The organism is Halobacillus trueperi, assembly GCF_003386945.1.
In the GTDB taxonomy this organism is placed as follows: Bacteria; Bacillota; Bacilli; order Bacillales; family Halobacillaceae; genus Halobacillus; species Halobacillus aidingensis.
Genome location: NZ_QUAE01000003.1, coordinates 288,984 through 312,075, shown reverse-complemented (window position 1 = coordinate 312,075; position 23,092 = coordinate 288,984). Strand labels below are relative to the sequence as shown.

20 protein-coding genes are annotated in these 23,092 nt (G+C 44.6%); 17 read left to right on the top strand and 3 right to left on the bottom strand.

The window, feature by feature from the left end:
* Positions 1-79: 79 nt before the first annotated feature.
* Positions 80-1,135 (bottom strand): response regulator transcription factor, encoded by a 1,056-nt coding sequence (locus DYE48_RS06345; protein WP_167449453.1) that lies wholly within the window; start codon positions 1,133-1,135, stop codon positions 80-82.
* A gap of 2 nt (positions 1,136-1,137) precedes the next feature.
* Complete coding sequence (locus tag DYE48_RS06340; protein WP_115822894.1) at positions 1,138-2,967, bottom strand: cache domain-containing sensor histidine kinase; 1,830 nt, start codon at positions 2,965-2,967, stop codon at positions 1,138-1,140.
* Between the two features lie 145 nt (positions 2,968-3,112).
* On the opposite strand from DYE48_RS06340, the gene DYE48_RS06335 reads away from it, so the two are divergent.
* The 10 genes from DYE48_RS06335 to DYE48_RS06290 all read left to right on the top strand — a co-directional run bounded on the left by DYE48_RS06335 (position 3,113) and on the right by DYE48_RS06290 (position 14,501).
* Complete coding sequence (locus DYE48_RS06335; protein WP_115822893.1) at positions 3,113-4,447, top strand: ABC transporter substrate-binding protein; 1,335 nt, start codon at positions 3,113-3,115, stop codon at positions 4,445-4,447.
* Positions 4,448-4,468: 21 nt separating this feature from the next.
* Positions 4,469-5,482 carry a carbohydrate ABC transporter permease gene (locus DYE48_RS06330; protein WP_208639635.1) on the top strand — a complete coding sequence of 338 codons (1,014 nt, stop codon included), beginning with the start codon at positions 4,469-4,471 and terminating at the stop codon, positions 5,480-5,482.
* 20 nt (positions 5,483-5,502) lie between these two features.
* Entirely contained in the window at positions 5,503-6,330 is an 828-nt protein-coding gene (locus DYE48_RS06325; RefSeq protein ID WP_115822892.1) for a carbohydrate ABC transporter permease, read from the top strand.
* Positions 6,331-6,367: 37 nt separating this feature from the next.
* Positions 6,368-7,282 (top strand): helix-turn-helix domain-containing protein, encoded by a 915-nt coding sequence (locus tag DYE48_RS06320; RefSeq protein WP_115822891.1) that lies wholly within the window; start codon positions 6,368-6,370, stop codon positions 7,280-7,282.
* 26 nt (positions 7,283-7,308) lie between these two features.
* Positions 7,309-8,091, top strand: a complete 783-nt coding sequence (locus tag DYE48_RS06315) for a sugar phosphate isomerase/epimerase family protein (protein WP_167449452.1) — start codon at positions 7,309-7,311, stop codon at positions 8,089-8,091.
* Positions 8,088-9,089, top strand: coding sequence for a Gfo/Idh/MocA family protein (locus DYE48_RS06310; protein ID WP_115822889.1), 1,002 nt, complete (start codon positions 8,088-8,090; stop codon positions 9,087-9,089). The genes DYE48_RS06315 and DYE48_RS06310 overlap by 4 nt, the downstream gene beginning before the upstream one ends.
* The gene (locus tag DYE48_RS06305) at positions 9,086-10,963 is read left to right on the top strand and encodes a beta-N-acetylhexosaminidase (protein ID WP_115822888.1); all 1,878 of its coding nucleotides are present in this window, start codon (positions 9,086-9,088) and stop codon (positions 10,961-10,963) included. The genes DYE48_RS06310 and DYE48_RS06305 overlap by 4 nt, the downstream gene beginning before the upstream one ends.
* Positions 10,964-11,046: 83 nt before the next feature.
* Positions 11,047-12,000 carry a glycoside hydrolase family protein gene (locus tag DYE48_RS06300; protein WP_115822887.1) on the top strand — a complete coding sequence of 318 codons (954 nt, stop codon included), beginning with the start codon at positions 11,047-11,049 and terminating at the stop codon, positions 11,998-12,000.
* Between the two features lie 367 nt (positions 12,001-12,367).
* On the top strand, positions 12,368-13,480 hold the full coding sequence (locus tag DYE48_RS06295; RefSeq protein WP_115822886.1) for a M20 peptidase aminoacylase family protein: 1,113 nt from the start codon (positions 12,368-12,370) through the stop codon (positions 13,478-13,480).
* Positions 13,481-13,574: 94 nt separating this feature from the next.
* A complete protein-coding gene (locus DYE48_RS06290) occupies positions 13,575-14,501 on the top strand; it encodes an aldo/keto reductase (RefSeq protein WP_115822949.1) in 927 nt (308 codons plus the stop codon).
* A 122-nt stretch (positions 14,502-14,623) separates the two neighbouring features.
* On the opposite strand, the gene DYE48_RS06285 is transcribed toward DYE48_RS06290, so the two are convergent.
* Entirely contained in the window at positions 14,624-15,331 is a 708-nt protein-coding gene (locus DYE48_RS06285) for a FadR/GntR family transcriptional regulator (RefSeq protein WP_115822885.1), read from the bottom strand.
* Positions 15,332-15,517: 186 nt separating this feature from the next.
* Here DYE48_RS06285 and DYE48_RS06280 point away from each other — a divergent pair, with 186 nt between their 5' ends.
* The 7 genes from DYE48_RS06280 to DYE48_RS06250 are packed head-to-tail and all read left to right on the top strand — an operon-like array spanning position 15,518 to position 23,007.
* Entirely contained in the window at positions 15,518-16,885 is a 1,368-nt protein-coding gene (locus DYE48_RS06280; protein ID WP_115822884.1) for an FAD-binding oxidoreductase, read from the top strand.
* Between the two features lie 13 nt (positions 16,886-16,898).
* Positions 16,899-17,897 carry a TRAP transporter substrate-binding protein gene (locus DYE48_RS06275; RefSeq protein WP_115822883.1) on the top strand — a complete coding sequence of 333 codons (999 nt, stop codon included), beginning with the start codon at positions 16,899-16,901 and terminating at the stop codon, positions 17,895-17,897.
* Positions 17,897-18,451: a TRAP transporter small permease gene (locus tag DYE48_RS06270; protein WP_425269291.1), complete on the top strand. Its 555-nt coding sequence runs from the start codon at positions 17,897-17,899 to the stop codon at positions 18,449-18,451. Before DYE48_RS06275 ends, DYE48_RS06270 begins: the two co-directional genes overlap by 1 nt.
* The gene (locus tag DYE48_RS06265) at positions 18,432-19,697 is read left to right on the top strand and encodes a TRAP transporter large permease (RefSeq protein WP_115822882.1); all 1,266 of its coding nucleotides are present in this window, start codon (positions 18,432-18,434) and stop codon (positions 19,695-19,697) included. Before DYE48_RS06270 ends, DYE48_RS06265 begins: the two co-directional genes overlap by 20 nt.
* Positions 19,698-19,716: 19 nt before the next feature.
* Positions 19,717-20,784: a tartrate dehydrogenase gene (locus tag DYE48_RS06260; RefSeq protein WP_115822881.1), complete on the top strand. Its 1,068-nt coding sequence runs from the start codon at positions 19,717-19,719 to the stop codon at positions 20,782-20,784.
* An 11-nt stretch (positions 20,785-20,795) separates the two neighbouring features.
* Positions 20,796-21,551 (top strand): SDR family NAD(P)-dependent oxidoreductase, encoded by a 756-nt coding sequence (locus DYE48_RS06255; protein WP_115822880.1) that lies wholly within the window; start codon positions 20,796-20,798, stop codon positions 21,549-21,551.
* 19 nt (positions 21,552-21,570) lie between these two features.
* Entirely contained in the window at positions 21,571-23,007 is a 1,437-nt protein-coding gene (locus DYE48_RS06250; RefSeq protein ID WP_115822947.1) for an aldehyde dehydrogenase family protein, read from the top strand.
* Positions 23,008-23,092: the final 85 nt, after the last annotated feature.

Sequence of the window (23,092 nt, the reverse complement as noted above, 5' to 3'; positions counted from 1 at the left end):
TTGTCTGCATATTCCCCACAGGAGGCGCTTCGGACCTCCTGCTTTGATATGGGATAAGGTCTGAAAACGTATGTGATTTTCAACTGATTCCTTTTCTTTTTCTATATTGTGTCGGTGTCAGACCGATATGTTTTTTGAAAGTCTTAGTGAAGTGAGGGTAATCGTTATACCCCAGATTCTCTGCAATTTCATAGGTTTTATATAAAGGGTTGTTGAGCAGCTCTTTCGCTTTCTCTATTTTTAATCTCGTCAGGTACTGCTTGAAGCTGATTCCGACTTCTGATTTGAATTCCATACTGAAATACGAGGGGGACATATTGATCGTATCGGCCACTTCACTTAATGTGAGGTTCTCCTCAGTAAAGTTTGCTTCAATATAACGGACAGCCGTCCGTATGCTGTTTCGATGGCCGATGTTCCGGAAAGATTTGATTTCTTCCAGGATGGCTTTGCACAAACGATTCAAGTCGGCAGTCATCTCCATCCGCTCCCGTGAAAAATCGATGTGAGTGAACAACGAATGAGTATGGAAGGTTGAATGATGAGCTTCCAACTCTCCCTGTAAATACACTGTTAAATCTGAGTACATGCCTCGCATCACCTCCGGATCCACCTGCAAATGATTCAACTTCTTCGATAATTCCTCCGTGGTCCGGAAGACCTGATCCTCCTCGAGTAACCAAAGATGTTCGCCGAGGGTCTCTGCATACGATTTAATCATGAGCAGGCATTCGCTTCGCTGCTTGGAAGAAGTGTGATCATTTTCAAGCTGCCTGTAAACCTTCCTTAATGATGATAAAAATTGATCCGGCTTGATGGGTTTGAGCAAGAAATCTACCACCCCATAGCGAATCGCTGTTTGCGCATATTCGAATTCGTCATAACCGGAAATGATGATGAATTTGGTATGTGGGTTTCTCTCCTTCACCTCTTTGATGAAACTTAACCCATTCATTTTCGGCATACGAATATCAGTAATAATCAGGTCTGGAGCGGTTTGTTCTTGCAATTGCAGCGCTTCCCGACCATCTTTCGCTTCCCCTGCTATTTCAAATCCAGTGTCATTCGCACGGACCAACGCAGCAATACTCTTTTTTATCAACTTTTCATCATCTACAGTAATCGCTCGATACATAGTCATGCCTCCTTCTTCGTTTCATGAGTCAGATATGGCAGTGTGATGAGAATGACGGTACCTTTTTCATTGGATCGTTCGATTGTTAAACCATATGGCTGTCCAAAGGTCGCATGTAGACGTCTGTGGACATTGTTCATCCCGATCCTCTTTGTCGTCTTCTTCTCATCCGAGGGTTCATTGGTTCGGAAAGCCTGATTGTAGGTATCTTTCGTTGCCTGAGCCATTCCGCTCCCATGATCCACGATGTACAAAGAGTAACCGAATTCATTTCTTTTTCCGTAAATGCCGATGAAAGAGGGAGCTAATCCGTGTTCCTCATACCCATGGATGAAGGCATTCTCCAGAATCGGCTGTAATGTGATGCGTGTGGCCAATACCTCCTTGATGTCTTCCTCCTTGACATCGTAGACGACGTTCAAGTCTTCAAAGCGTTCTTGTTGAATATCCAAATACGACCGGATCTGCTGTATTTCCTCCTTCAACGTGACGACTTTCTTGGAATTGCTGACATTATATCTGAACATGTCTGCTAAAGAGGTCGTCATCCGGCTGATCATCAGCTGGTTTTCTATAATGGCATGGGAGTTGATGAGTTCGAGTGTGTTGTAAAGAAAATGAGGATTGATCTGTGATTGCATCGCTCTCAATTCCGACTCCCTGTTTTTGATTTCCAGTTCTTTCTCCTTGAGCTTAGAATGGTGGACCTCTTCAATCAGTCGATTAAGTTCGTCTGTCATGTTGTAAAAGCTGTCATAAAGGTCACTGACCTCATCATTCCGATAGAAGCGGAGGGGTTTGATTTTGTTGAATTTCAATCGCCCGGATTGTGCTTTTTTCATAAGCTTCTGCAGGTTGATCAATGAATAGGTCAAAGAGAAGGAGAATCCTCCAACAAACAGTAAAGCTACACCGATGAGCGCAAGACCGATCCATATGGTAAGGTTCCTGAAACTCATCAAATTGGTCATGACGGCCTGCATCGGGACATTGGCAATCATCGTCCAGTTGGACTGATCGGATCGGTCCATGACCATGAGGGTCCGTTTATCTTCGATTTGGTTGATCAGGAAGTTCTGGCTTTCCGTCTGATTCTCTTCGTAATCAAAGGTTTGGCCAAGCTCTGTCTGATCAGGGTGGAAAATGATTCTATGATTTTCGTTGACGATCCAGACGCGGTTGAAGTGGCTTTCGGTTACTTCATTGATAATGTTTTCGATTTGATTGAGGCGCAGATTGATGATGAGTAAACCGGAAGTCTCGAAGGTTTGGACATCGTAGACTTTGCGGACCACAGTTAATACAGGTGTGTCATGAATGAAGTCGATATTCATGATCTGATAAGCGTCCAATTGTTCGGTTTGTTCGAGAAGCTCCTGGTTTCTATTTCGGATTTGATCCATATTTAGAAAGTGATTGACTTGGCTGTAATTGTTGACTTGCATTCCAAAGTGGTTGATGAGGGAAATGCCGAAAATATCAGACCTTCCTTCTAAAATACTGGAGAAGGCCTCTTCTTTGATGTCCTTATCCAATGTAAACCGTTCATAACGGCTGGTGGAACCCGGGGATAAATCTAAATATCTTTGAATCGGTGACATCGAAACGATCGGGGCGGTGGATTGTTCTAAGTCATTCAAGTAAAAGTCCAAATATTCGTTCGTTTGAGCCAGGAGATGCTGGCTGTTTTGAACAGCGTTATTTTCAATCGTCTTCGTTGATTTTCCATACCAGAAGAACCCGAGGATAAGCAGGGGAATACATACAAAAACAAGAATGATCATAAAAAGCTTCGTGTGAATCGAGTTCTTTTTCAACAGAGAAAATTTCATGATTCCCCTCCTCTAATAATATTTTGAATATTTATAATTTTATTGAAAAAAACACAAACTTTCAAATGGAATGACATTTTTTATTTTCACCAACAGCTTTAGAATAAGGGTTGTAAGCGATAACAAATATTGAGGGGGAAAAAAGATGGCAGGCAAGTGGTTGAAGATTTCCGTACTTATTATGGCTTTTGTGTTCATTTTAACAGGATGCTCGGATGAATCCGGTGGTGAGGCAGGTGCGAATTCTGATCAAACAGAAATTACGTTAGGGTTTTATTCCTCAGGAAGTGCCGATGAGAAAATGAATGAACTGATCAAGAAGTTCGAAGAGGAACATCCGGACATCAAGGTCAACACACAAAATGCTCCGTATCAACAGTTCTTCCAAAAGTTGGACACTCAAATAGCAGGAGGAACCGCCCCTGATGTCTGGTTGTCTGACGGGGTGTTCGTCCAGAAATATGCGGAACGTGGAGCGGCGAAGGACTTGACGGAGTGGATCAATGAAGATTTGGACAAAGATGAATACTATGGTTTGGATTTCAATAAAGACTCAGATGGAAAGTATTGGGGCGTCCCTCAAGGAATACAAATCGGAGCTCTTTTTTACAACAAAGATATGTTCGATCAAGCCGGTGTCGATTATCCGGATGAGAGCTGGACATGGGAAGATCTGAAAGAAGCCGGTGCGAAGTTGACGATTGATACCGATGGTAAAAAAGCGGATGACGCTTCTTTCAAACCGGATAGTGTGAAACAGTACGGTCTGACATTCTTCAATATTACAGAAGGCTGGATGCCTGTAATGAAGTCTTATGGTGGAGGAGTTCTTGGAGAAGATTTACGGAACTCGGTCATTGATTCTGAAGAAAACAAAGAAGCGATCAACTATATCGTTGATGGAATGGAAAGAGGAATTTTCACAGACCCTTCCGACCTTCAGGCATTCCAGAGCCCGATGTCTCCGTTCCCGAGTGAAACAGCAGCGATGCGGATCGGGATTTATGCAAGGACGCTCGCCGCTAACGAAACAGGCGTGAATTATGATGTGACGGTGCTGCCGAAAGGTCCGGATGGAGAGAGGTTTTCACCGACAATCGCTAACTCATGGGTCATCAGTGACAGTGCTTCTGATAAAAAAGCGAAAGCGGCCTGGGAATGGGTGAAATATTGGGTCCAGGAAGATGAAGTCCAAAAAGAATGGGCGGCTTTGGGTGAAGCGGTGCCTGTGAAGAAATCTGTCGCCAACTCTGACCTCTTCTTAGGATCCGGAGATAAACCAGCCAATAAGCAGGCGTTTTTAGACAGCTTTGAGCATGCGGGAACGTTGGATGTCAACGCGGTTTGGTCTGAATGGGTGAAGAAATTCGGTGACAATATCAACCGGGCTTTTCTCAATGAGACGAACGTAGAAGAAGCGCTGGAAAACGCAGACAAGGAAGTGCAGAAAGTATTGGATGAATTTTACGAAAACCAATAGAGAAGAAAGTGTGTGGCTGATATGAGCGATAACTTAAAACCGAAGAATGAATTCCCTGAGCAGCAAGGGGAGAAGAAGCAAAAGAAATCCAAGTTGACATTAGCCAAGCAGAAGAAACCTAAACCACCGAAGAAGAAGTGGTTGACGAATGAGGGGAAATGGGGACTTTTCATGATTTCCCCCTACCTCATTCAGTTCATCGTCTTTATTGCCTTCACGTTGATTGCATCGTTATACTTCAGCTTTTCCAGGTACGATATGTTAAACGCGCCCCAATGGATCGGGCTTGATAATTACGACAAATTGATCAACGATCCTGTTTTCTGGAAGTCCTTATGGAACACCATTTATTTCACAGTCCTATTTGTTCCTACCCAGACCATCCTCGCTTTGATACTGGCAACGGCTTTGAATCAAAGTTTGAAAGGATTGAAGCTTTACCGGATGGCTCACTTCATTCCTGTCATTTCTTCCTGGACGGTTGTGTTGTATGTGGCGGATGCCATCTTCAATCCCCGTTTTGGATTAGCGAATGACTTGTTATTGAAACTGGGGATGGAGCCGCAGCAATGGTTGAACGATGAAACCCTGGTCATTCCGGTGTTGGTCGCAGTCGCTGTTTGGAAAGGAATCGGCTATATGATGATCATTTTCCTAGCCGGGTTGCAAAACGTTCCGGAAGATCTTTACGAGGCAGCGGATATCGAAGGGGCGGGAGTCCTGCAGAAGTTCAGGCATGTAACGGTGCCCTTGATTTCTGGTACCACGTTCCTCGTTCTTGTCCTGAGTACCATCACGACATTCCAAGCGTTTGAACAAATCTATGTCATGACGGGGAATTCCGGAGACATTACGGCAGCAGGTGGTCCGAATAATGCAAGTATGGTGCTGATGCTTTATTTGTTCCAGCAAGGGTTCGCCTTTTTGAAGATGGGCTATGCCTCCGCCATCGCCTGGGTGCTGTTCCTGATCTTATTTGCCATTACGCTCGTCCAAGTGAAACTGCAGAACAAGTGGGTGCATTATGAGAAATAGAGGATCTAGAGGTGTTATCTATGAAAAATCCCAATAGGAAAAGGAAGATTGTCAGTTACCTAGTCATTACATTCAGTGCGCTGATTATGCTGACGCCTTTTGTGGCTGCAGCCCTGAACTCTTTAAAATCCTACACTCAATATACGGCTATACCGGTTGAATGGATTCCCAATCCTTTCAAATGGGAGAACTATATTGAAGTGTGGCGGATGACGGACTTCGCTCAATACGGGTGGAACAGTTTGGTAGTGACGGTTCTGTCCGTCCTTGGAGCACTTTTCTCCTGCTCCATGGTCGCGTATGCGTTTGCCCGTCTAGAATTTCCTTTTAAAAATTCTTTGTTCGTCATGGTCCTTGGTACCTTGATGATCCCACCAGTCGTTATGATCATCCCGCAATTTATCATCTTTAAGAATATGGGGTTTTTAGATACGCTCGTTCCCTTGTGGATTTTGGAATGGCTGGCCCAACCGTTCGGTGTTTTCCTGATGAGGCAGGCGTTCCTATCCATCCCTAAGAGTTATGAGGAGGCCGCAAAATTAGATGGATGTTCTCCGTTTCAAACCTATTGGAGAATCTTCCTGCCGATGTGTAAGCCGCAGTTAGCAACACTGACGATTTTTACATTCATGACCAAATGGAACGAAATCATGGCCCCTGTGATTTACCTATCTTCTGAGGAGAAGTTCACACTGCCCATCGGGGTATTGTCGATGTCTGGCGCCTGGTTCGGTAAGGAGCAGTACTTGGTGGCCGCGGCATTGATGACATTAGTCCCTATCTTGATCGTGTTCCTCTTCACGGAAAAGTTCTTCGTCCGCGGAGCCAGTTCATCAGGTTTGAAATAAAAGCTTGGCGATTCCCGTTCATAGGATGTGACTCCATATGAAAAAAAGGTTGTTGTTTGTTGGACAAAGAGAAATTTGGAATAAAGTAGAACGAGTAGCTGGAGAATTCCCTCTTCTTTCGGTTACGCCCCTTTTGGAGGAGCGGGGAATAGATCAAGGCTTGGAACAACTCTCTTTATCTACTTTTGATGTAGTTCTTACTCCTATGTTTGAAAGTGGGAAGGTGAAAAGAAAGTTTCCCGAAAAAAAGGTTTGTGAATTGACTTGCTCTCCAATGGCTTTAAATGCAGCCTTGACCAAGTGCCTTTTCAGCCAAAGTCTGAATTCAGAAGGTAAGGTGAGCGTTGATTATAGAAGCAAAGAGGAAATCCGCATGCAGGTCATGGAAGAAAACCTTCCTCTTGATCACCTTGAAATCTTCGAACATACGAAAGAGATGAATGTGAATGACATCATTGCTCACCATAAGCGTGGTTTGGAGAATCAACACGTGACAAACATCATCACCACCCATCCTCGTGTCTTCCAAGCTTTCAAGGCGTTGAGGAAGGAAATCCATTTGATCACTCCAACCCACTCCTGCATCAGGAAAGAAATACAAAAACTTGTCGACCAATGGAGTTCTCTAGAACCCTCGTTCCCTTACCGGCTGGAAGGTCAGAAGTCACTAAAACATATGAAGAATATTGGCATCAGTGGAGCGACCATCTATCGCTTGATTGGGTTATGCCGGGCATTAGGCAGAGACAAAATGACGGCTGCGGAATTAGCGAAGGGGTTCTCCATCACCTTGAGAAGTGCACGCCGGATTCTTACGACACTGGAAAACCACAGTCTCGCCAAAGTCATCGGGGAAGAGCAGGTCGTGGGAAGGGGGCGCCCGAGATATGTTTATCAAGTAGACCTATCCTCGTTTGAAGAAGGAATGACATCCCTGCCTGCTCTCGGATGAATGGATTTTATGAAAGGAAGTGTACGATGAGTCGATTTTTAATGAATACAGTCATGTTCGAAAGAAATCGCTGGGAGCCAGGTCGCAACCCATCCCTTCGTGTCAGTGAGTGGATGGGAAGGATGCAGTCCGATGGTTTCGATGGCATTGAATTATGGGAGAACCATGCATTGAAAAACTCGGACGAAGAAGTAGAAGCTCTCAAAGATCACTCATTGCCGGTTGAAATCTATAATTCTTATGTCGGTTTTGATGACGATCAGGAAAAAGAAAGAGCGGAAGCGGCAGCAATGATTCGCCGGTTACACCCGAAGCAAGTGAAGTTCAACTTCGGAGATTCGGAAGCCTCGTTGGATGTGTATATTCGTAATCTTAAAGATTGGAAGGAACAGCTTCCTGAAAATTGCGATCTGTTATGTGAGTGTCATCCTGGGACGGTCATGGAAGATCCCAACACGGCGCGGGAGGTTATTGAACAACTCGGAACGGCGGATGTCAAAGCGATTATCCATCCATTCCATGAGCAGCTGAATCTGAATGGATGGTTTGATCACTTAGGTGAAAAAATCGTTCATGCTCATGTGAGTCTCTTTAAAAACCATGCTTTTCACGCTTTGGAAGAAGAATCGGATTTCGTCCATGAACGTCTTCAAATTCTAAAAGAGCGCCATTACCAAGGAAGCTTCTCTATGGAATTCACAAAAGGAGTAGCTGAAGCGGACGAGACACCACAAGAAATTTATGCGCATGCGGTAAAAGACTTCTCTTATTTAAAGAAACATCTGCAAAAAAAGGGGGGGCAAAGATGATGTTAACCGTAGGAGTGATTGGTGGTGGAGTGATTGCCAGAGAACACCTGGAAGCCATCCAATCCTTAAACGACCTTCATGCGGTGGCCTTAGCGGAAATTGACTCTTCTAAAAGAGATGCTTTATCTGGAGAGTTCGGGCTGAACGGGTATTCCGATTACAAGCAAATGATCCAAGAAACCACTCCGGACATTGTCATCATCACTTTGCCCCATCACTTACATAAGGAGGCGGCACTATTCTCTGCCCGTCAAGGTTGTCACCTTCTTCTTGAAAAACCGATGGCCTTAAACGCCGAGGAGTGTGAGGAAATTATAAAAGCTGCAGCGGAGCACAACGTACAGTTGCTGGTCGGACATATTCAGCACTATTTCCAAGAGAACAGGATGGCGAAGCGGGTGATTCAGGAGCTTGAGCTGGGCGATTTGGTGTTCATCAATGAAACGCGTCATCTCAACTACTTTACGGATGACCGACCAGAATGGTTTCTGAATCCGGCATGCTCCGGGGGTGGCATCATCATGAACATCGGGGCTCATTGTGTTGATAAAATTCAATGGGTTGTTGGTGAGCCGTTTACGAAGGTCACGTCCAACTTATCGTATTCATCACCAGGGATTGAGGGGGCCGGATTGCTTCACTTGGAGACAGAATCAGGGATTCCCGTCAGCATTTCGATATCGGGGTATAACCCGGTACCCAAGCATGTAACAGAATTTGTTTTCACAAAAGGGATGATGAAAGTGGAGATAGGAAAAGGTGTGTGGGTCAGTAAACATGGAAGGTATGAACAAGTTTATTCTTCCAACCAGGACCATCCTTTTCAAGATCAATTGATTGAGTTGATGAATGGAATTACGGGGAAATCTCCTATTGAAAATACAGGGGTGTACGGCAAGTCCATCATTCAAGTCATTGAATCCATCTACCAATCGGATCAGGAAGTGAAGACTCTACGATTATCTCATTCGTTACAAGGGAAGGAGGGTCTCGTTTGAACTTAAGGATGGAAGGCGATATAGAAGAATTTCAAGCAGCCCTGGATGAGCTTGCAGAAATCTATGGATGCTCACTGAACAAAGAGGGTGGTTTGCGCATCCAAGTGAAACGGTGGGAGCATAAGAACCTGAAGGTCATCTTGAATGAAGGAGAAGGATCTATCTTATTCAATCAGCCCATTCATCTTTTCAGGGCGTTGGGGTTACTATTAGAAAAAGCAGCTCATACCTCTACTTTCACCATTGAGGAAACCCCACAGTTCACCATGAACGGAATCATGCTCGACTGCTCCAGAAATGGCGTCATGAAGCCGGAACAAATCAAAACGATGATCCGGATGATGGCCGTCATGGGATTGAATATGCTGATGCTTTATATGGAAGATACATACGAAATCGAAGAGCAGTCCTACTTTGGCTACAGGCGCGGCCGCTACAGTCAAGATGAATTGAAAGAATTGGACGATTATGCAGCTGTTTTTGGGATCGAACTGATTCCAAGCATTCAGACGCTTGCTCATTTGTCGACCTTTTTGCGGTGGGATGGGAATGAGGCTTTGAAGGATACTTCTGATATTCTGCTCGCAGGCGCAGAAGAAACCTACGAACTGATTGAGCAGATGATCTCCTCCGTGATGCAGCTATTCCGGACGAAACGAATCCATATCGGTATGGATGAGGCGCATTTGTTAGGCCGAGGTCAATATTTGAAGAAGCATGGGTACCGTCCAAGTTTTGAAATCATGAACGATCATTTGAAGGAAGTCTTGCAGATTACTCGAAAGAAAGGTCTCAATCCAATGATATGGAGTGACATGTACTTCCGGATGGGTTCTGATCAAGGGCATTATTATGACTTGGATGCACATATTCCGGAAGACGTCATCCAGGAGATGCCGAAAGATGTCAAGTATGTCTATTGGGATTACTACCATGAGGATGAGGAATTTTACCGGATGTTCCTGCAAAAGCACCAATCGTTCGGTACAAAACCTTTGTTTGCTGGAGGGATCTGGACTTGGAATGGCGTTTCGATCCATTATCCAAAAACCTTCCGTGTGATCGAGTCTTCTTACGGAGCTTGTAAAAAAGAGGGCATCGAAGAAGTCTTCTCCACCCTTTGGGGGGATAACGGGGCGGAAACCAACCCCTTTCAAAGTCTTTTAGGACTGCAGCTTATTGCTGAACATGGCTATGCCAAAGAGCCAGATATGGAAAAGGTCAGGGAAAGATTTGCCTTCTGCACAGGAGCAGATATGGAAGCTTTTCAAAAAGTCGGAGATCTGGATCAACCTCCGGGAGCAGAGGAGGGACAACTAGAGCCTGATAACCCATCCAAATATTTGTTGTGGCAGGACCCGTTCGTCGGTTTGTTTGATAAACAAGGGGAAGGATTGCCACTGAACGATTATTATGAAGACCTCCATCGTCAATTGGAGAAGTCAAAGAAGAGCGTTGGGTCCTGGAGTTGGATCTTGGAGGTGCCCAGTCAAATCTGCGCTGTCTTAAGTCTAAAAAGCGAATTCAATCATCAATTGAAGACAGCTTATGAGAAAAACGATCTTACAACCCTGCATCAGATGAAGGAAAAACTCCTTCCAAACCTTTTGCAGGAGGTAGAGCGGTTAAGAGACATGCATTACGAACAGTGGATGAAAGTGAACAAGCCATTTGGGTGGGAAGTTCTGGACATTCGATATGGAGGGTTAATGGCGAGACTCAAGACAGCTGAACGAAGACTCTCAGACTATCTGGAAGGTCACATTTTAGACCTTCCTGAACTTGAAGAAGAAAGGCTTCCTTTTTCATCGCGAGAAAACGGGTATGTCAGGTGCAATGATTACCAAAGCATCGCATCGGCAAATCCGCTTTAATAGATCATAGGTAGGGGAGTGATATCCAAGGGCATGTAAGTTGATTTAAGACGCAGGTGTATCAAAAAAACAGGAGGGGTTTGATGAAATTATCTAAGAAAATAGGTTGGCTGACAGGTTTATGTGTGATGGCTTTTGTTTTCGTGTTTCTCCCCGGAAATACCTCTGCAGAAACGGCATCCGGCAAAGACAAAGCCATGTGGGCGTGGTTCCCGAATGAGGATATTAACACGGAGGAATCAAGAGAAGAGATGGTTTCCTTTGCAGAAGAAAAAGGTGTGAACGTGATTTACTTGAATATTGGTGCAAGAGAGGATCTGCCCTATATCCAAAAGCATCCTGAACAATACAAAGCGTTTATCCAGCTTGCCCATGCCAACGGAATTGAAGTCCACGCGTTAGATGGAGCGGCGGAATGGGCATTAGCTGAAAATAGACATGTCGCCTTATCGCGTTTGTTCGATGTACTAGATTACAACCGGACAGTCGGAGAAGACGAGAAGTTTGACGGCATCCAGTTTGATATTGAACCATATTTGCTTGATGAGTGGGATACAGATGAACGAACGGAAGTCATCGACCAATATTTGAAAGGTTTGCATGTGATAGATTCTATCGTGCAATCTCCTAGAATGAAGAGTGATTTTGAGTTCATGGTGGCTATGCCGTTCTGGTTCGATGGGGATAAGTATGAAACCACTTATAAAGGCGTAACCAAGCCGCTTTCCGATCATGTTATGGATACTGTGGATGACGGTGTAGCAATCATGGCTTACCGTGATTTTGCGGAAGGAAAAGATTCCATTTCGTATCACACCGAGCACGAAATTAATTATGCCAATCAGATTGGAAGTGAAGTCATTCTTGGAGTAGAAACTCAATATCTGGAGCCTTATGAAAAGGTGTCTTTTTTTGAAGAAGGGGAAGCTTATATGGATGAACAGCTGCATATATTAGATAAACTTTATGAGAATGAACCGTCCTATGCCGGTCAGGCGATTCATAAATATCAAAGCTACCAGACGATGAAGCCGTAACCAGTAGAATCCACTCTTGTTAGTTATTCACTTTGTGGTGAGTAGCCGAGAAGTTTTGAAGGTCAGAATATGCTCCTTCGTTTAAAGTGAGAAAGGGGAAATGTACCATCATTGAACTTTCAATGATGGTACATTTCTGTATGTATGATACTCAGGTCACTAATGTATTATAGGCTTAATAATGATACAAAGTGAAATCCTAATATCCTCTATACTGCTACTCCTTTAGCGTGAAGTTAACCTCATATTCATCTTTCTCCTCCTCCTCCTCCTTACTTAGTGAATAGTAGGGAGGAGTTTTTATGTTATAAAACGTATTTGTAAGGTAGAAGGAAAGAAGGGAAATCATAATAGAAGGAGTGGACGTATGGAAAACCTAGGTTACCCATCGATTAAAAGCATCTACAAACATTTACATCAGCATCCAGAAATCAGCTGGCAAGAAAATAACACGACCGACTACATAGAAAGACTTTTAGAAAAAACAAGCTTCAGACTTCAACGTTTTGTTGATTGTCCTGGGTTGGTCGCAGAACTCGGTCAAGGAAAGCCATGTGTGGCCCTCCGTGCAGATATGGACGCTCTTTGGCAGGAAGTGGACGGAGAATTCAGAGCGAATCATTCATGTGGCCATGATGCCCACATGTCGATCGTACTTCATGCTCTCTTTGCATTAGAAGAGAAACAAGCGGAATGGAAAGGGACGTTGCGCGTCATTTTTCAACCAGCAGAGGAAACGATTGAAGGCGCTCTTGCTATGGTAGAAAAGGGAATCGTGGATGATGTTGATTACTTTTTCGGTCTCCATTTGAGACCAATCCAAGAATTGCGTTCAGGAGAGTTTGCCCCAGCCATTCAGCACGGGGCTGTACAGTTTCTTGAAGGACGAATGGAAGGGGAAGATGCTCATGGAGCAAGACCACATCTAAATAAAAATGCGATTGAGTTAGGGGCGGAAATGGTGCAACTGCTCAATAATATCCACATGGATCCAAGCGTGCCGCATTCGGCAAAATTGACATCCTTCCACAGTGGAGGAAAAAGTACGAACATCATTCCAGGTCGAGCAACGTTTTCCATTGACGTAAGGGCCCAGACGAATGAAGTCATGAATGATTTGATAGTTAAAATAAAATCGGCAAGTCAGGCACTATCAAACTTGCATGAGATGAATATTGATATAGACGAGAAGTCACAAGTTCCGGCGGCGGTGATTAGTGAGGAAGCAGCTGGATATTTGGAGCGGGCTATTCTTAAGGTCATGGGAGAAAGTGCTTTAAAACCAGCTATTCAAACGACCGGTGGGGACGATTTTCACTTTTACACGATTCGAAAGCCGGAGTTGAAGGCTTCGATGCTTGCTGTGGGTTGTGATTTGAAGCCAGGGCTGCATCATCCGCATATGACATTTGATCAAAGCGTTATGCCTGATGCTTCTCGTGTGTTAGTAGAGACGGTAATTGGTGTTTTGGGAAACTGACTAAGAAGTCATTGTGCACTCTTTTGTTTCTCTTGGAAAAGCATGTGGTAAACAATGTAAGAAGATGAACTTTTCCAAGGGAGATGTAAAAGCGATGAAAAAGACACAGTTAGGAAAGTCAGATTTACATGTAAACCCGATCGGATTTGGGACAAACGCCGTCGGAGGCCATAACATTTATCCCAATTTAGATGAAGAAGCCGGAAAAGACGTGGTGCGCGCAGCATTGAATCACGGAATGAATTTCTTGGATACTGCATTCATTTATGGACCAGAACGTTCCGAAGAACTGATCGGAGAGGTCATGAAAGAGTATAAAAGGGATGAAATTGTTCTCGCTACAAAGGGAGCACACCAATTCAAGGGAGAGGATGTGGTGTTCAACAATGAACCTTCCTTCTTGAAAAAATCGGTGGAAGACAGCCTCCAGCGATTGAGTACGGATTATATCGACCTCTTCTATATCCATTTTCCTGACGATGAGACACCGAAGGACGAAGCGGTGGGTGCATTGAAAGAGTTGAAAGATGAAGGGAAAATACGGTCCATTGGGGTTTCGAACTTCTCGGTTGAGCAACTGAGAGAAGCGAACAAAGATGGATATGTCGATGTCATTCAAGGGGAGTACAACCTGTTCAAGCGCGAAGCGGAAAAGGAAATGCTGCCTTATACGGCTGACAATCAAATCTCGTTCGTCCCTTACTTCCCATTTGCCTCCGGCCTTCTGGCTGGAAAATATGATGAGAATACGACATTTGACGATTTCCGTGCGAAGAATCCTCTTTTCCAAGGTGATAACTTTAAACAGAATTTAACTAAAGTCGATCAGTTACGTCCTATAGCTGAAGAGAAAAGAGTAGAGGTTCCTCATATTGTTTTGGCCTGGTACTTGAATCAGCCATCTATTGATGCTGTCATTCCAGGAGCGAAGCGTACGGAACAGGTGGTCGATAACTTGAAGACGTTGGATGTGCAATTGACCGATCATGAAGTATCAAAAATTAGTGAGATTTTTTCGTAAGTAGTTTTGTTCAAAGATTGATATGAAGATGAAAAACGTTCACCTCTGGTTGCTAAGAGGTGAACGTTTTTTTATGGCATTTGCTGTGGGACGTAACCGCATCAGCATGCGCTGTTTCTTTTTTAATCTTTAATCATATCCTCATTATTTTTAATCATTTGAGTGACCGCTTCTTTCGGATCGAAGAGTTTCTCGCCTTTCAAGAATTCCAAGTGTTCTTTATGGGTAGCCAAGGTTCTTTCGATCCCATCTGGATCCTTGAAATGCACCATTTTCGGACGGATCAATTCATAGATGGTACGTCCAATTTCCATTGTAAACGGGTTTTCTGTTTCTTCTAAGATGGCATAGTGGAATTCTAAATCAATATCGACTAGCTCCTGGGGAGTCAAGTCAGGCGTCATCCGTGCCACTTGGGAATGATATACGGCTTCGATCTTGTCCAAATCTTTCTTTTCCTTCGTAATGACCATGTTCATCAACAGCATTTCAAAATGCTGGCGAAATTCGATGAGCTGTTCGAGGTTGTGACTGTGCATGATCAAGCTGAATACGAGCGGATTCATGGTCAGCTTAGAAGAGTTATCCGTAATGAACATACCCTCTCCTCGCTTGATTTGAATGACTCCAATCGACTCCAGGATTTTTATTGCTTCGCGGACAGGTGTACGGCTCACCCCTAATTGTTCAATCAGTTCCATTTCGGTCGGCAATTTATCTCCAGGTTTCAGCTTCCCTTCAATTAAATAGTCCTTGATCAAGGAAACAATCCCCATCGTCTTAGTTTGATTCGGGTGAATTCTGTTGAATGTAAGATTCAATAAAAACATCCTCACATAAAAGTATTTTAATATTTCAGAATTTTCTATAGAAGCCATTTACATCGTTCGAATATTCAGATAATATACTATATATAATACATCATACATATGATGTACACGTCAATAGCTTTTATTTTTTGATTGTAAAAGGACCCTTGTTGATGTTTAGCACTAATTTTGGAAAGGAGGAGCATGATGGAAGTGATAGAAGCATTGATCCAAGCCACGGCAGAGGACCGGGTGACTACGAATGAGACGATATTGGCCCAGCATGGAAAGGATGAAGCATACTCGGAGCCGAGGAACCCTGATGTGGTCGTCTTTCCAGAAACGAGTGAGGAAGTTTCAGCCATCATTAAAATAGCCAATGACTTTCAGTTTCCTGTCGTTCCATTTGGTTTGGGGACAAGCCTGGAAGGACATGTGATTCCTTACCATGGTGGAATCAGTCTTGATTTTTCATCTATGAACCAGCATATTGAAGTTCGACCGGATGATTTTCTTGTTACCGTCGATCCTGGTGTGACACGTTCGCAGTTGAATAAGAAGTTAAAGCCTTATGGTCTTTTCTTTTCTGTCGATCCAGGAGCGGATGCCACCCTTGGTGGAATGGCTGCTACGAATGCAAGTGGAACGACGGCTGTGAAATATGGAGTAATGAAAGACCAGGTGAGAAGCTTGGAGGTGGTGCTTCCGAATGGGAAGATCATTCAAACAGGGACACATGCAGCGAAGTCTTCTTCTGGATATCATTTGAGCAGCCTCTTTGTAGGTTCAGAAGGAACTCTCGGATGCATCACAAAACTCACACTTCAGGTGTACGGAATTCCTGAAACCATCGTTGCGGCCCGTGTATCTTTTAAAGACCTGGACGAAGCAGTGGAAGCGGTCATTCAATTGTTATCTGCAGGTATTGAACTTGCAAGGGTGGAGCTCGTTGACAAGGCATCGATCAAACAAGTGAACGAGTCGAATGATAAAAATTTCAAAGAAGCACCGACCTTATTCATCGAATTTCATGGTAATGAAGCGAGTGTCCAGCATGACATTTCTTTTGCTGAAGAGTTATTAGCTGATGCAGAAGGAATGGATATCGAGTTCGAAAAAGATGTGAAAGACAGAAATGAGCTGTGGGAAGCGCGTCATAACCTCGCTTATTCTTTTGTCCATGGACACCCGGGAAAGAAAATGATGGTCACAGATGTTTGTCTGCCAATCTCACAGTTAGCGCTTGGTATCCAACATGCGCGCGAACAAATGGATGCGCTTTCACTGGATGGTGCTTTACTTGGTCATGTCGGGGATGGGAATTATCATGCGTTACTCATGATTGATCCCGACAATGTGGAAGAGAAGCGTAAAGCGGATCTATTCAATGAAGCGATCGTCCATCATGCCCTTCAAAGAGGAGGGACATGTACGGGAGAACATGGTGTTGGAGTCGGAAAAATAAAATACCAGCAGTTGGAACATGGAGACGCATTAGAAGTGATGCAGCAAATTAAAATGGCGCTTGATCCGAATCAAATCATGAACCCGGGTAAGATTTTCGACAGGGTATAGGGGGATGAAAATAATGAAAAAAGGATCGTTTTGGTTGGTTTCTCTTTTGTTCTTGATGGTTTTGGCTGCCTGTGGAAGTGATGATGCTTCTTCTGATGGTGGCGAAGAAACGTACACGCTTCAGGCTGGTCATTCTTTACCAGAGGATCACCCTTATCATTTAGGATTCCTTGAAATGGCAGAAAACGTTGAAGAACGAACAGACGGACGAGTGAAAATCGAAGTGTTTCCGAACAGTGAAATCGGGGCAGAGCGTGAACTGACAGAAGGGATGACGCTGGGAACGGTAGACCTTGTGGTTTCCTCAACCGCTCCTGTCACGAACTTTGTTCCAGAACTCGGAGTTCTTGATGCTCCTTTTATCTTTAAAAATCGTGAAGAGGCGGTCAGCGTCTTAGAAGGGGAAGTGGGAGATACGCTCTTTTCCAAAATGGAAGGGGAAGGAATCATCGGACTTTCCTGGGGTGAAAATGGCTACAGGCATGTTACGAACAGTGTGCGTCCGGTTGAAAAACCTGCCGATCTTGAAGGGCTGAAAATCCGTACTCAGGAAAACGACATTCACTTGGCAGCTTTTGAAGAATTAGGAGCGCAGCCAACACCAATGGCTTGGACAGAGGCATTGACGGCCTTGCAGCAAGGAGTTGTAGATGCCCAGGAAAACCCGGCCATTGTCGCCGACCAGTTCAAACTTTATGAAGCCAACCAGGAATACATGACATTAACTGGCCACGTGTATTCTGTTGCCATTTATATGATGAGTCAGCAAACATACGATGAACTTCCGGAAGACCTCCGCGACATTGTTATGGAGGAAGGTCAGAAGGCCGGGGCGATGGAACGAGACATGATCGTAGAAATGGAAAAAGAGTCTCTTCAAACATTAAAAGATGAAGGCATGCAAATTATTGAAGAAGTCGATACCCAACCATTCCAAGATGCAGTAAAGCCTGTTTATGATCAAATCGAATACCAGGACTTATTGAACCAGATTCTTGATGCACAAGAGTGATGGGGAACTGGGGAAGAGATCCCTTCCCCTACCTCTTCATCCAGAGAGGAGGAGTCATCATCCAATCGTTCTTAAAGTACATAAACCTGGGGATGAAACATTTCCTGAATCTTTTGCTTGCTGTGTTGACCGTGTCCGTGTTTATGCAAGTGGTCTTCCGTTTTCTTATTGAACAGCCGCTCGCATGGACCGAAGAACTGGCCCGTTACTGCCTGATTTGGATTACCTTCCTGGGGGCGGCTTATGCCATGTCATTACGGGCACATCTAGGGGTCGAGTTTTTCGTTAATTCTTTTCCATTACTAGGGAGAAAAATTATGGCCGTCATTGCATCTGTCGTCAGTCTTTCGTTCTTTTCTATTCTTGTCATCTATGGATTTCAGCTTGTTAACAAATCGACGAGCCAAACTTCACCTGTTCTAGATTTACCGATGGGATTTGTCTATCTTGTCATTCCGATCAGCGGTATTTTTCTTATCATTAATTTACTTGCCAATACGATTGCAGATGTGTTGAAAAAGGAGGGCGAATCGCATGACGATCCTGCTCTTTAGTATCCTGATCCTCCTTTTTTTAATCAATGTCCCAATCGCTGTCACGCTCGGGATGGCGGCGACTATCGTCTTCCTTATAGAAGGAAACTTATCGATCATCGTCATTGTTCAGCGTATGTTCAATTCGGTTGACTCTTTTCCATTATTAGCGGTTCCCTTTTTCATTCTAGCTGGAAAGCTGATGGAAAACGGCGGCATCTCACGAAGGTTGATTCATTTTGCCAATGTCATTGTTGGGCGAGTCAAAGGTGGATTGGCCATCGTTTCGATTGTGGCTTGTGCATTTTTCGCAGCGATTTCAGGATCAGCCGCGGCTACCACTGCAGCTGTTGGTTCCATACTGATCCCTGCCATGGTGAAAAAAGGTTATGACAAAAGCTTTTCGACTGCCTTACAGGCAGCTGGAGGAACGGTAGGAATTATGATTCCACCAAGTGTGCCCCTCGTTCTTTACGGGGTGACCGCTGGTGTTTCAATCAGTGACTTGTTCCTTGCTGGCATTATCCCAGGAGTGTTGGTCGTCGGTTCCTTAATGGTTCTTGTTTTTTTCATTTCTGTAAAAGAGGGATATGGAGGCGGAGAATCCCACTCCTTCAAAGAATTTTTGAGAGCATTTGCGGATGCGATCTTAGCTCTGTTGATGCCTGTCATCATCCTTGGTGGCATCTATGGTGGGATTTTCACAGCGACAGAAGCTGCGGTTGTGGCGGTCGTTTACGGGTTGATTGTCGGCGTATTCATTTATAGGGAAATTAAACTTCCGGACTTGACGGAGATTTTCTCTTCTTCTGTTGTCATATCAGCTGTCATCATGTTTATCATCGCGGGAGCTTCTGCTTTTGGCTATTACTTAACGCGTGAACGCATCCCCGCTCAATTGACGGAAGCGATGCTCGGAGTGACCGATAATTGGATCATTGCTCTCTTAATCATCAATCTTTTGCTCATATTTGTCGGAATCTTTTTGGAGACTTCAGCAGCGATCATTATCCTGACACCGATTCTCGTTCCGATTGCCAACGCGATGGGCATTGACCTTACGCATTTCGGCATCATTATGATTGTCAATTTAGCAATTGGTTTTATTACGCCTCCTGTGGGCGTCAACTTATTTGTTGCTGCGAATATTGCTGGGACAAAATTTGAAAAGTTAGTTCGAGCCATTATCCCGTTCATCATCATTATGATTATCGATGTTCTGATTGTTTCCTTTTTACCATTCTTAAGCCTATGGTTCATTCAATAAAAAGACGAGGAGGGATTATGTGAAAACTTATCGATTAGCTGTACTGCCAGGAGACGGCATTGGTCCTGAAGTCGTGGAGGAAGGAATGAAAGTCTTGGACGCTTTAACCAAAGCAGATTCGTCCTTCCAGTTAGAGACCGCATCCTTTGATTGGAATTCGGAATATTATTTGAAGCATAACCGCATGATGCCGGAAGACGGTCTGTTGACTTTAAAAGAGTATGATGCCATCTTCTTTGGAGCCATTGGTGACCGTCGTGTTCCTGAACACATCCCGATCTGGGACCTGATCATGCCGATCCGTAAAAACTTTCATCAATATGTGAACCTCCGCCCGATTAAACAATTGCCTGGAGTTCAGAGTCCCATTCAAGCGGATGGACCTATAGACTTCTATGTTTTCAGAGAGAATGCGGAAGGCGAGTATTCCAACATCGGTGGCCGGTTGTACCAGGAAACTTCGGATGAACTGGCCATTCAAAATACGGTGATAACGAAAAAAGGGGTTCAGCGTCTGGCGCGTTATGCGTTCGATTACGCTCAGAAAAACGATGTGAAAAAGGTCGTAAACGCAACGAAGTCCAATGCCATTGTCCATTCGATGAGACTGTGGGATGAATCGGTCAAAGAGATGGCCATGAATTACGAAGGTATAGCAGTAGAAGATGTCTACATTGACGCCTTGGTTGCCCATCTAGTCCAGCGTCCGGAATCCTTTGACGTCATCGTCGCTTCCAATTTATTCGGTGATATTTTAACAGATCTCGGAGCGGCGCTTGTCGGTGGATTAGGGGTATCACCGTCCGCGAACTTGAATCCAGAAGGCGATTTTCCATCCATGTTTGAACCGATCCATGGTTCTGCTCCTGATATCACTGGAAAACAAATCGCAAATCCGATTGCGCAAATATGGTCGGCGGCTTTAATGTTGGAGCATTTAGGAAGGGACGACTTAGCATCGGTTGTGATGAATGCCATTGAACAAGTCATAGAAATGAGGACAGCTTTGACTCCTGACATGGGAGGGAATGCGAAGACGTTTGAAACCGGAGATGCCATCGTCAAACAAATCTACCATCAGATGTAGGAGGAGAATCGATGAATTTTCAAAATAAAAATGTTGTCGTGACAGGGGCCAATGGTGGAATGGGGCAAGTCATTACGAAGCGGTTTTTAGAAGAAGGAGCGAAAGTAGCGGCTCTCGATCTGCATGTCGATGAGGTAAAGAAGTGGAAAAACGAATACGGCGATCAATTTGAGGTCATTTCAGCTAACCTTACAGAGGAAATAGAAGTGAGGGAAGCCATCGGAAAAGCGACGGAATTCCTGGAATCTATCTCCATTTTAGTGAATACTTTAGGAATCGCTCAGCCTGCGACACCGATTGATGAAGTGGAAGTCGCCGACTGGGACCGTCTTTTGGCTGTGAATACGACTTCTTTATTCCTTATAAACAAAGAAGTGGTAAAAGGAATGAAAGAGCAGCGTGCTGGTGTGATCACCAATGTCGCTTCCATTGCTGCTGAGCGTCCTCGGCCGGGTTTGAATGCTTATGTCACATCAAAGGGAGGCGCGTTAGCTTTTACAAAAGCGCTCGCCATTGAACTGGCCGAATACAAAATCCGTGTGAATGCCATCAATCCGGGTCCATCAGATACAAGTATGCTAGGGAAGTTCAGTCCAGAAGGTGGAGACGTCGATCAGGTGAAAGAAGATACCTTTAAGAAAAGCGTACCTTTAGGTGAGTTGGTGACACCTGAAGATATCGCAGAAGCCGCGATGTACTTAAGCTCTGACGGTGCACGGATGGTGACAGGAAGTGTCTTGAACGTTGACGGAGGAAGAGGCCTTTAAAAAGAGGGAGGGTGAAGGTATGAAGCACATGTATGTTGGTGGTGAATGGGTAGAGAGTGAGGATAAAAGAACGGTAGCCACGAATGATCCAGCGACACAAGAAGTCATTGCAGAAGTACCAAGAGCTGGCAAGGAGGATGTTGATCGAGCTGTGCTGACCGCACGGAAAACCTTTGAATCTGACGAATGGCAGGATTTTGCCGCTGAAGAGCGCGGAAGAATTCTTTTTGACATGGCAGGGAGAATCAGAGCAGCGGCTGAAGAGTTCGCTCAACTGGAAACGAAGGATACAGGAAAGCCGATTTCTCAAGCTCGAGGGGATGTAGAAGCGGCCGCCCGTTATTTTGAATATTACGCAGGCATGGCAGACAAAATTTTTGGTGAAACCATTCCTGTCCAAGCGGATGTATTGGATTACACGGTAAGGGAGCCGGTCGGAGTGACGGCCCATATCATCCCGTGGAACTATCCGATCCAGATTACTTCACGAAGTACGGCCGCTGCCATTGCCACAGGGAACACCGTTGTCGTTAAGCCGGCGGAGGATACGCCTCTTACAGCCCTTAAACTCGCAGAACTTTTTGATGAAACCTCTTTACCTAAAGGGGTGTTCAATGTCGTTACGGGCTATGGAAAAGAAGCTGGGGATGCGTTGATTCATCATCCCGAGGTCAACCATATCACCTTTACCGGCTCTGTCCAGACGGGGAGAACCGTCATGGAGGCAGGTTCAAAGAATATCGTCCCCGTCACGTTGGAACTTGGCGGCAAATCCCCGAATATTGTTTTTGCTGATGCCAAGTTGGACGAATCTGCGAAGTGGGTCGTCAAATCGATTGTCCAGAATGCCGGTCAGACCTGTTCGGCGGGTTCGCGGCTTCTCATTGAAGAAGGGGTAAAGGAAGAATTCCTGCAACGTATCCAGAAACAAATGGAGAGATTAAGCCTTGGGAGAGGTTTGGACGATCCAGACCTGGGGCCGGTATTGTCACAGAAGCAATACGAGCGGATTGAGATGTTTTTGGACATTGCGAAGAAGGAAAACGCATCATTCTTAACAGGGGGCGAGCGTGTCCATGTTGATGGATGTAGAAATGGTTATTTTCTTGCTCCGACAATTATTGATGGACTTGATCCCCACAGTGAAGTGGCGCAGGAAGAAATTTTCGGACCGGTGCTCAGCGTGTTCACTTTTAAAGAAGAACAAGAAGCCATACAACTTGCCAATGATACCCCTTATGGATTGGTGACAGGTGTGTGGACCGAAAACATCGGACGAGCGCACCGTTTAGCCAGGAAAATAAGAGCCGGACAGGTATTCATCAATAACTATGGTGCTGGCGGTGGCATCCAGATGCCTTTTGGTGGATACAAAAAAAGTGGCTTTGGCAGAGAGAAGGGGCTTGAAGCGCTGAAAAACTATACGATTTTGAAAAATGTCGCGGTCAAGATGTAATCGTAATTTTCTTTGATCACCCTATGAATCAATGAAAACTTTTATCTTGGAAGTTTTCAACTCTATAAAAAAAGGAGATGGGGTC

What these genes read in the sequence shown, in the direction of transcription:
- DYE48_RS06345 (WP_167449453.1), bottom strand. Translation starts at nt 1,135, where the DNA reads ATGTATCGAGCGATTACTGTAGATGATGAAAAGTTGATAAAAAAGAGT.
- DYE48_RS06340 (WP_115822894.1), bottom strand. Translation starts at nt 2,967, where the DNA reads ATGAAATTTTCTCTGTTGAAAAAGAACTCGATTCACACGAAGCTTTTT.
- DYE48_RS06335 (WP_115822893.1), top strand. Translation starts at nt 3,113, where the DNA reads ATGGCAGGCAAGTGGTTGAAGATTTCCGTACTTATTATGGCTTTTGTG.
- DYE48_RS06330 (WP_208639635.1), top strand. Translation starts at nt 4,469, where the DNA reads ATGAGCGATAACTTAAAACCGAAGAATGAATTCCCTGAGCAGCAAGGG.
- DYE48_RS06325 (WP_115822892.1), top strand. Translation starts at nt 5,503, where the DNA reads ATGAAAAATCCCAATAGGAAAAGGAAGATTGTCAGTTACCTAGTCATT.
- DYE48_RS06320 (WP_115822891.1), top strand. Translation starts at nt 6,368, where the DNA reads ATGAAAAAAAGGTTGTTGTTTGTTGGACAAAGAGAAATTTGGAATAAA.
- DYE48_RS06315 (WP_167449452.1), top strand. Translation starts at nt 7,309, where the DNA reads ATGAGTCGATTTTTAATGAATACAGTCATGTTCGAAAGAAATCGCTGG.
- DYE48_RS06310 (WP_115822889.1), top strand. Translation starts at nt 8,088, where the DNA reads ATGATGTTAACCGTAGGAGTGATTGGTGGTGGAGTGATTGCCAGAGAA.
- DYE48_RS06300 (WP_115822887.1), top strand. Translation starts at nt 11,047, where the DNA reads ATGAAATTATCTAAGAAAATAGGTTGGCTGACAGGTTTATGTGTGATG.
- DYE48_RS06295 (WP_115822886.1), top strand. Translation starts at nt 12,368, where the DNA reads ATGGAAAACCTAGGTTACCCATCGATTAAAAGCATCTACAAACATTTA.
- DYE48_RS06290 (WP_115822949.1), top strand. Translation starts at nt 13,575, where the DNA reads ATGAAAAAGACACAGTTAGGAAAGTCAGATTTACATGTAAACCCGATC.
- DYE48_RS06285 (WP_115822885.1), bottom strand. Translation starts at nt 15,331, where the DNA reads ATGTTTTTATTGAATCTTACATTCAACAGAATTCACCCGAATCAAACT.
- DYE48_RS06280 (WP_115822884.1), top strand. Translation starts at nt 15,518, where the DNA reads ATGGAAGTGATAGAAGCATTGATCCAAGCCACGGCAGAGGACCGGGTG.
- DYE48_RS06275 (WP_115822883.1), top strand. Translation starts at nt 16,899, where the DNA reads ATGAAAAAAGGATCGTTTTGGTTGGTTTCTCTTTTGTTCTTGATGGTT.
- DYE48_RS06270 (WP_425269291.1), top strand. Translation starts at nt 17,897, where the DNA reads ATGGGGAACTGGGGAAGAGATCCCTTCCCCTACCTCTTCATCCAGAGA.
- DYE48_RS06265 (WP_115822882.1), top strand. Translation starts at nt 18,432, where the DNA reads ATGACGATCCTGCTCTTTAGTATCCTGATCCTCCTTTTTTTAATCAAT.
- DYE48_RS06255 (WP_115822880.1), top strand. Translation starts at nt 20,796, where the DNA reads ATGAATTTTCAAAATAAAAATGTTGTCGTGACAGGGGCCAATGGTGGA.
- DYE48_RS06250 (WP_115822947.1), top strand. Translation starts at nt 21,571, where the DNA reads ATGAAGCACATGTATGTTGGTGGTGAATGGGTAGAGAGTGAGGATAAA.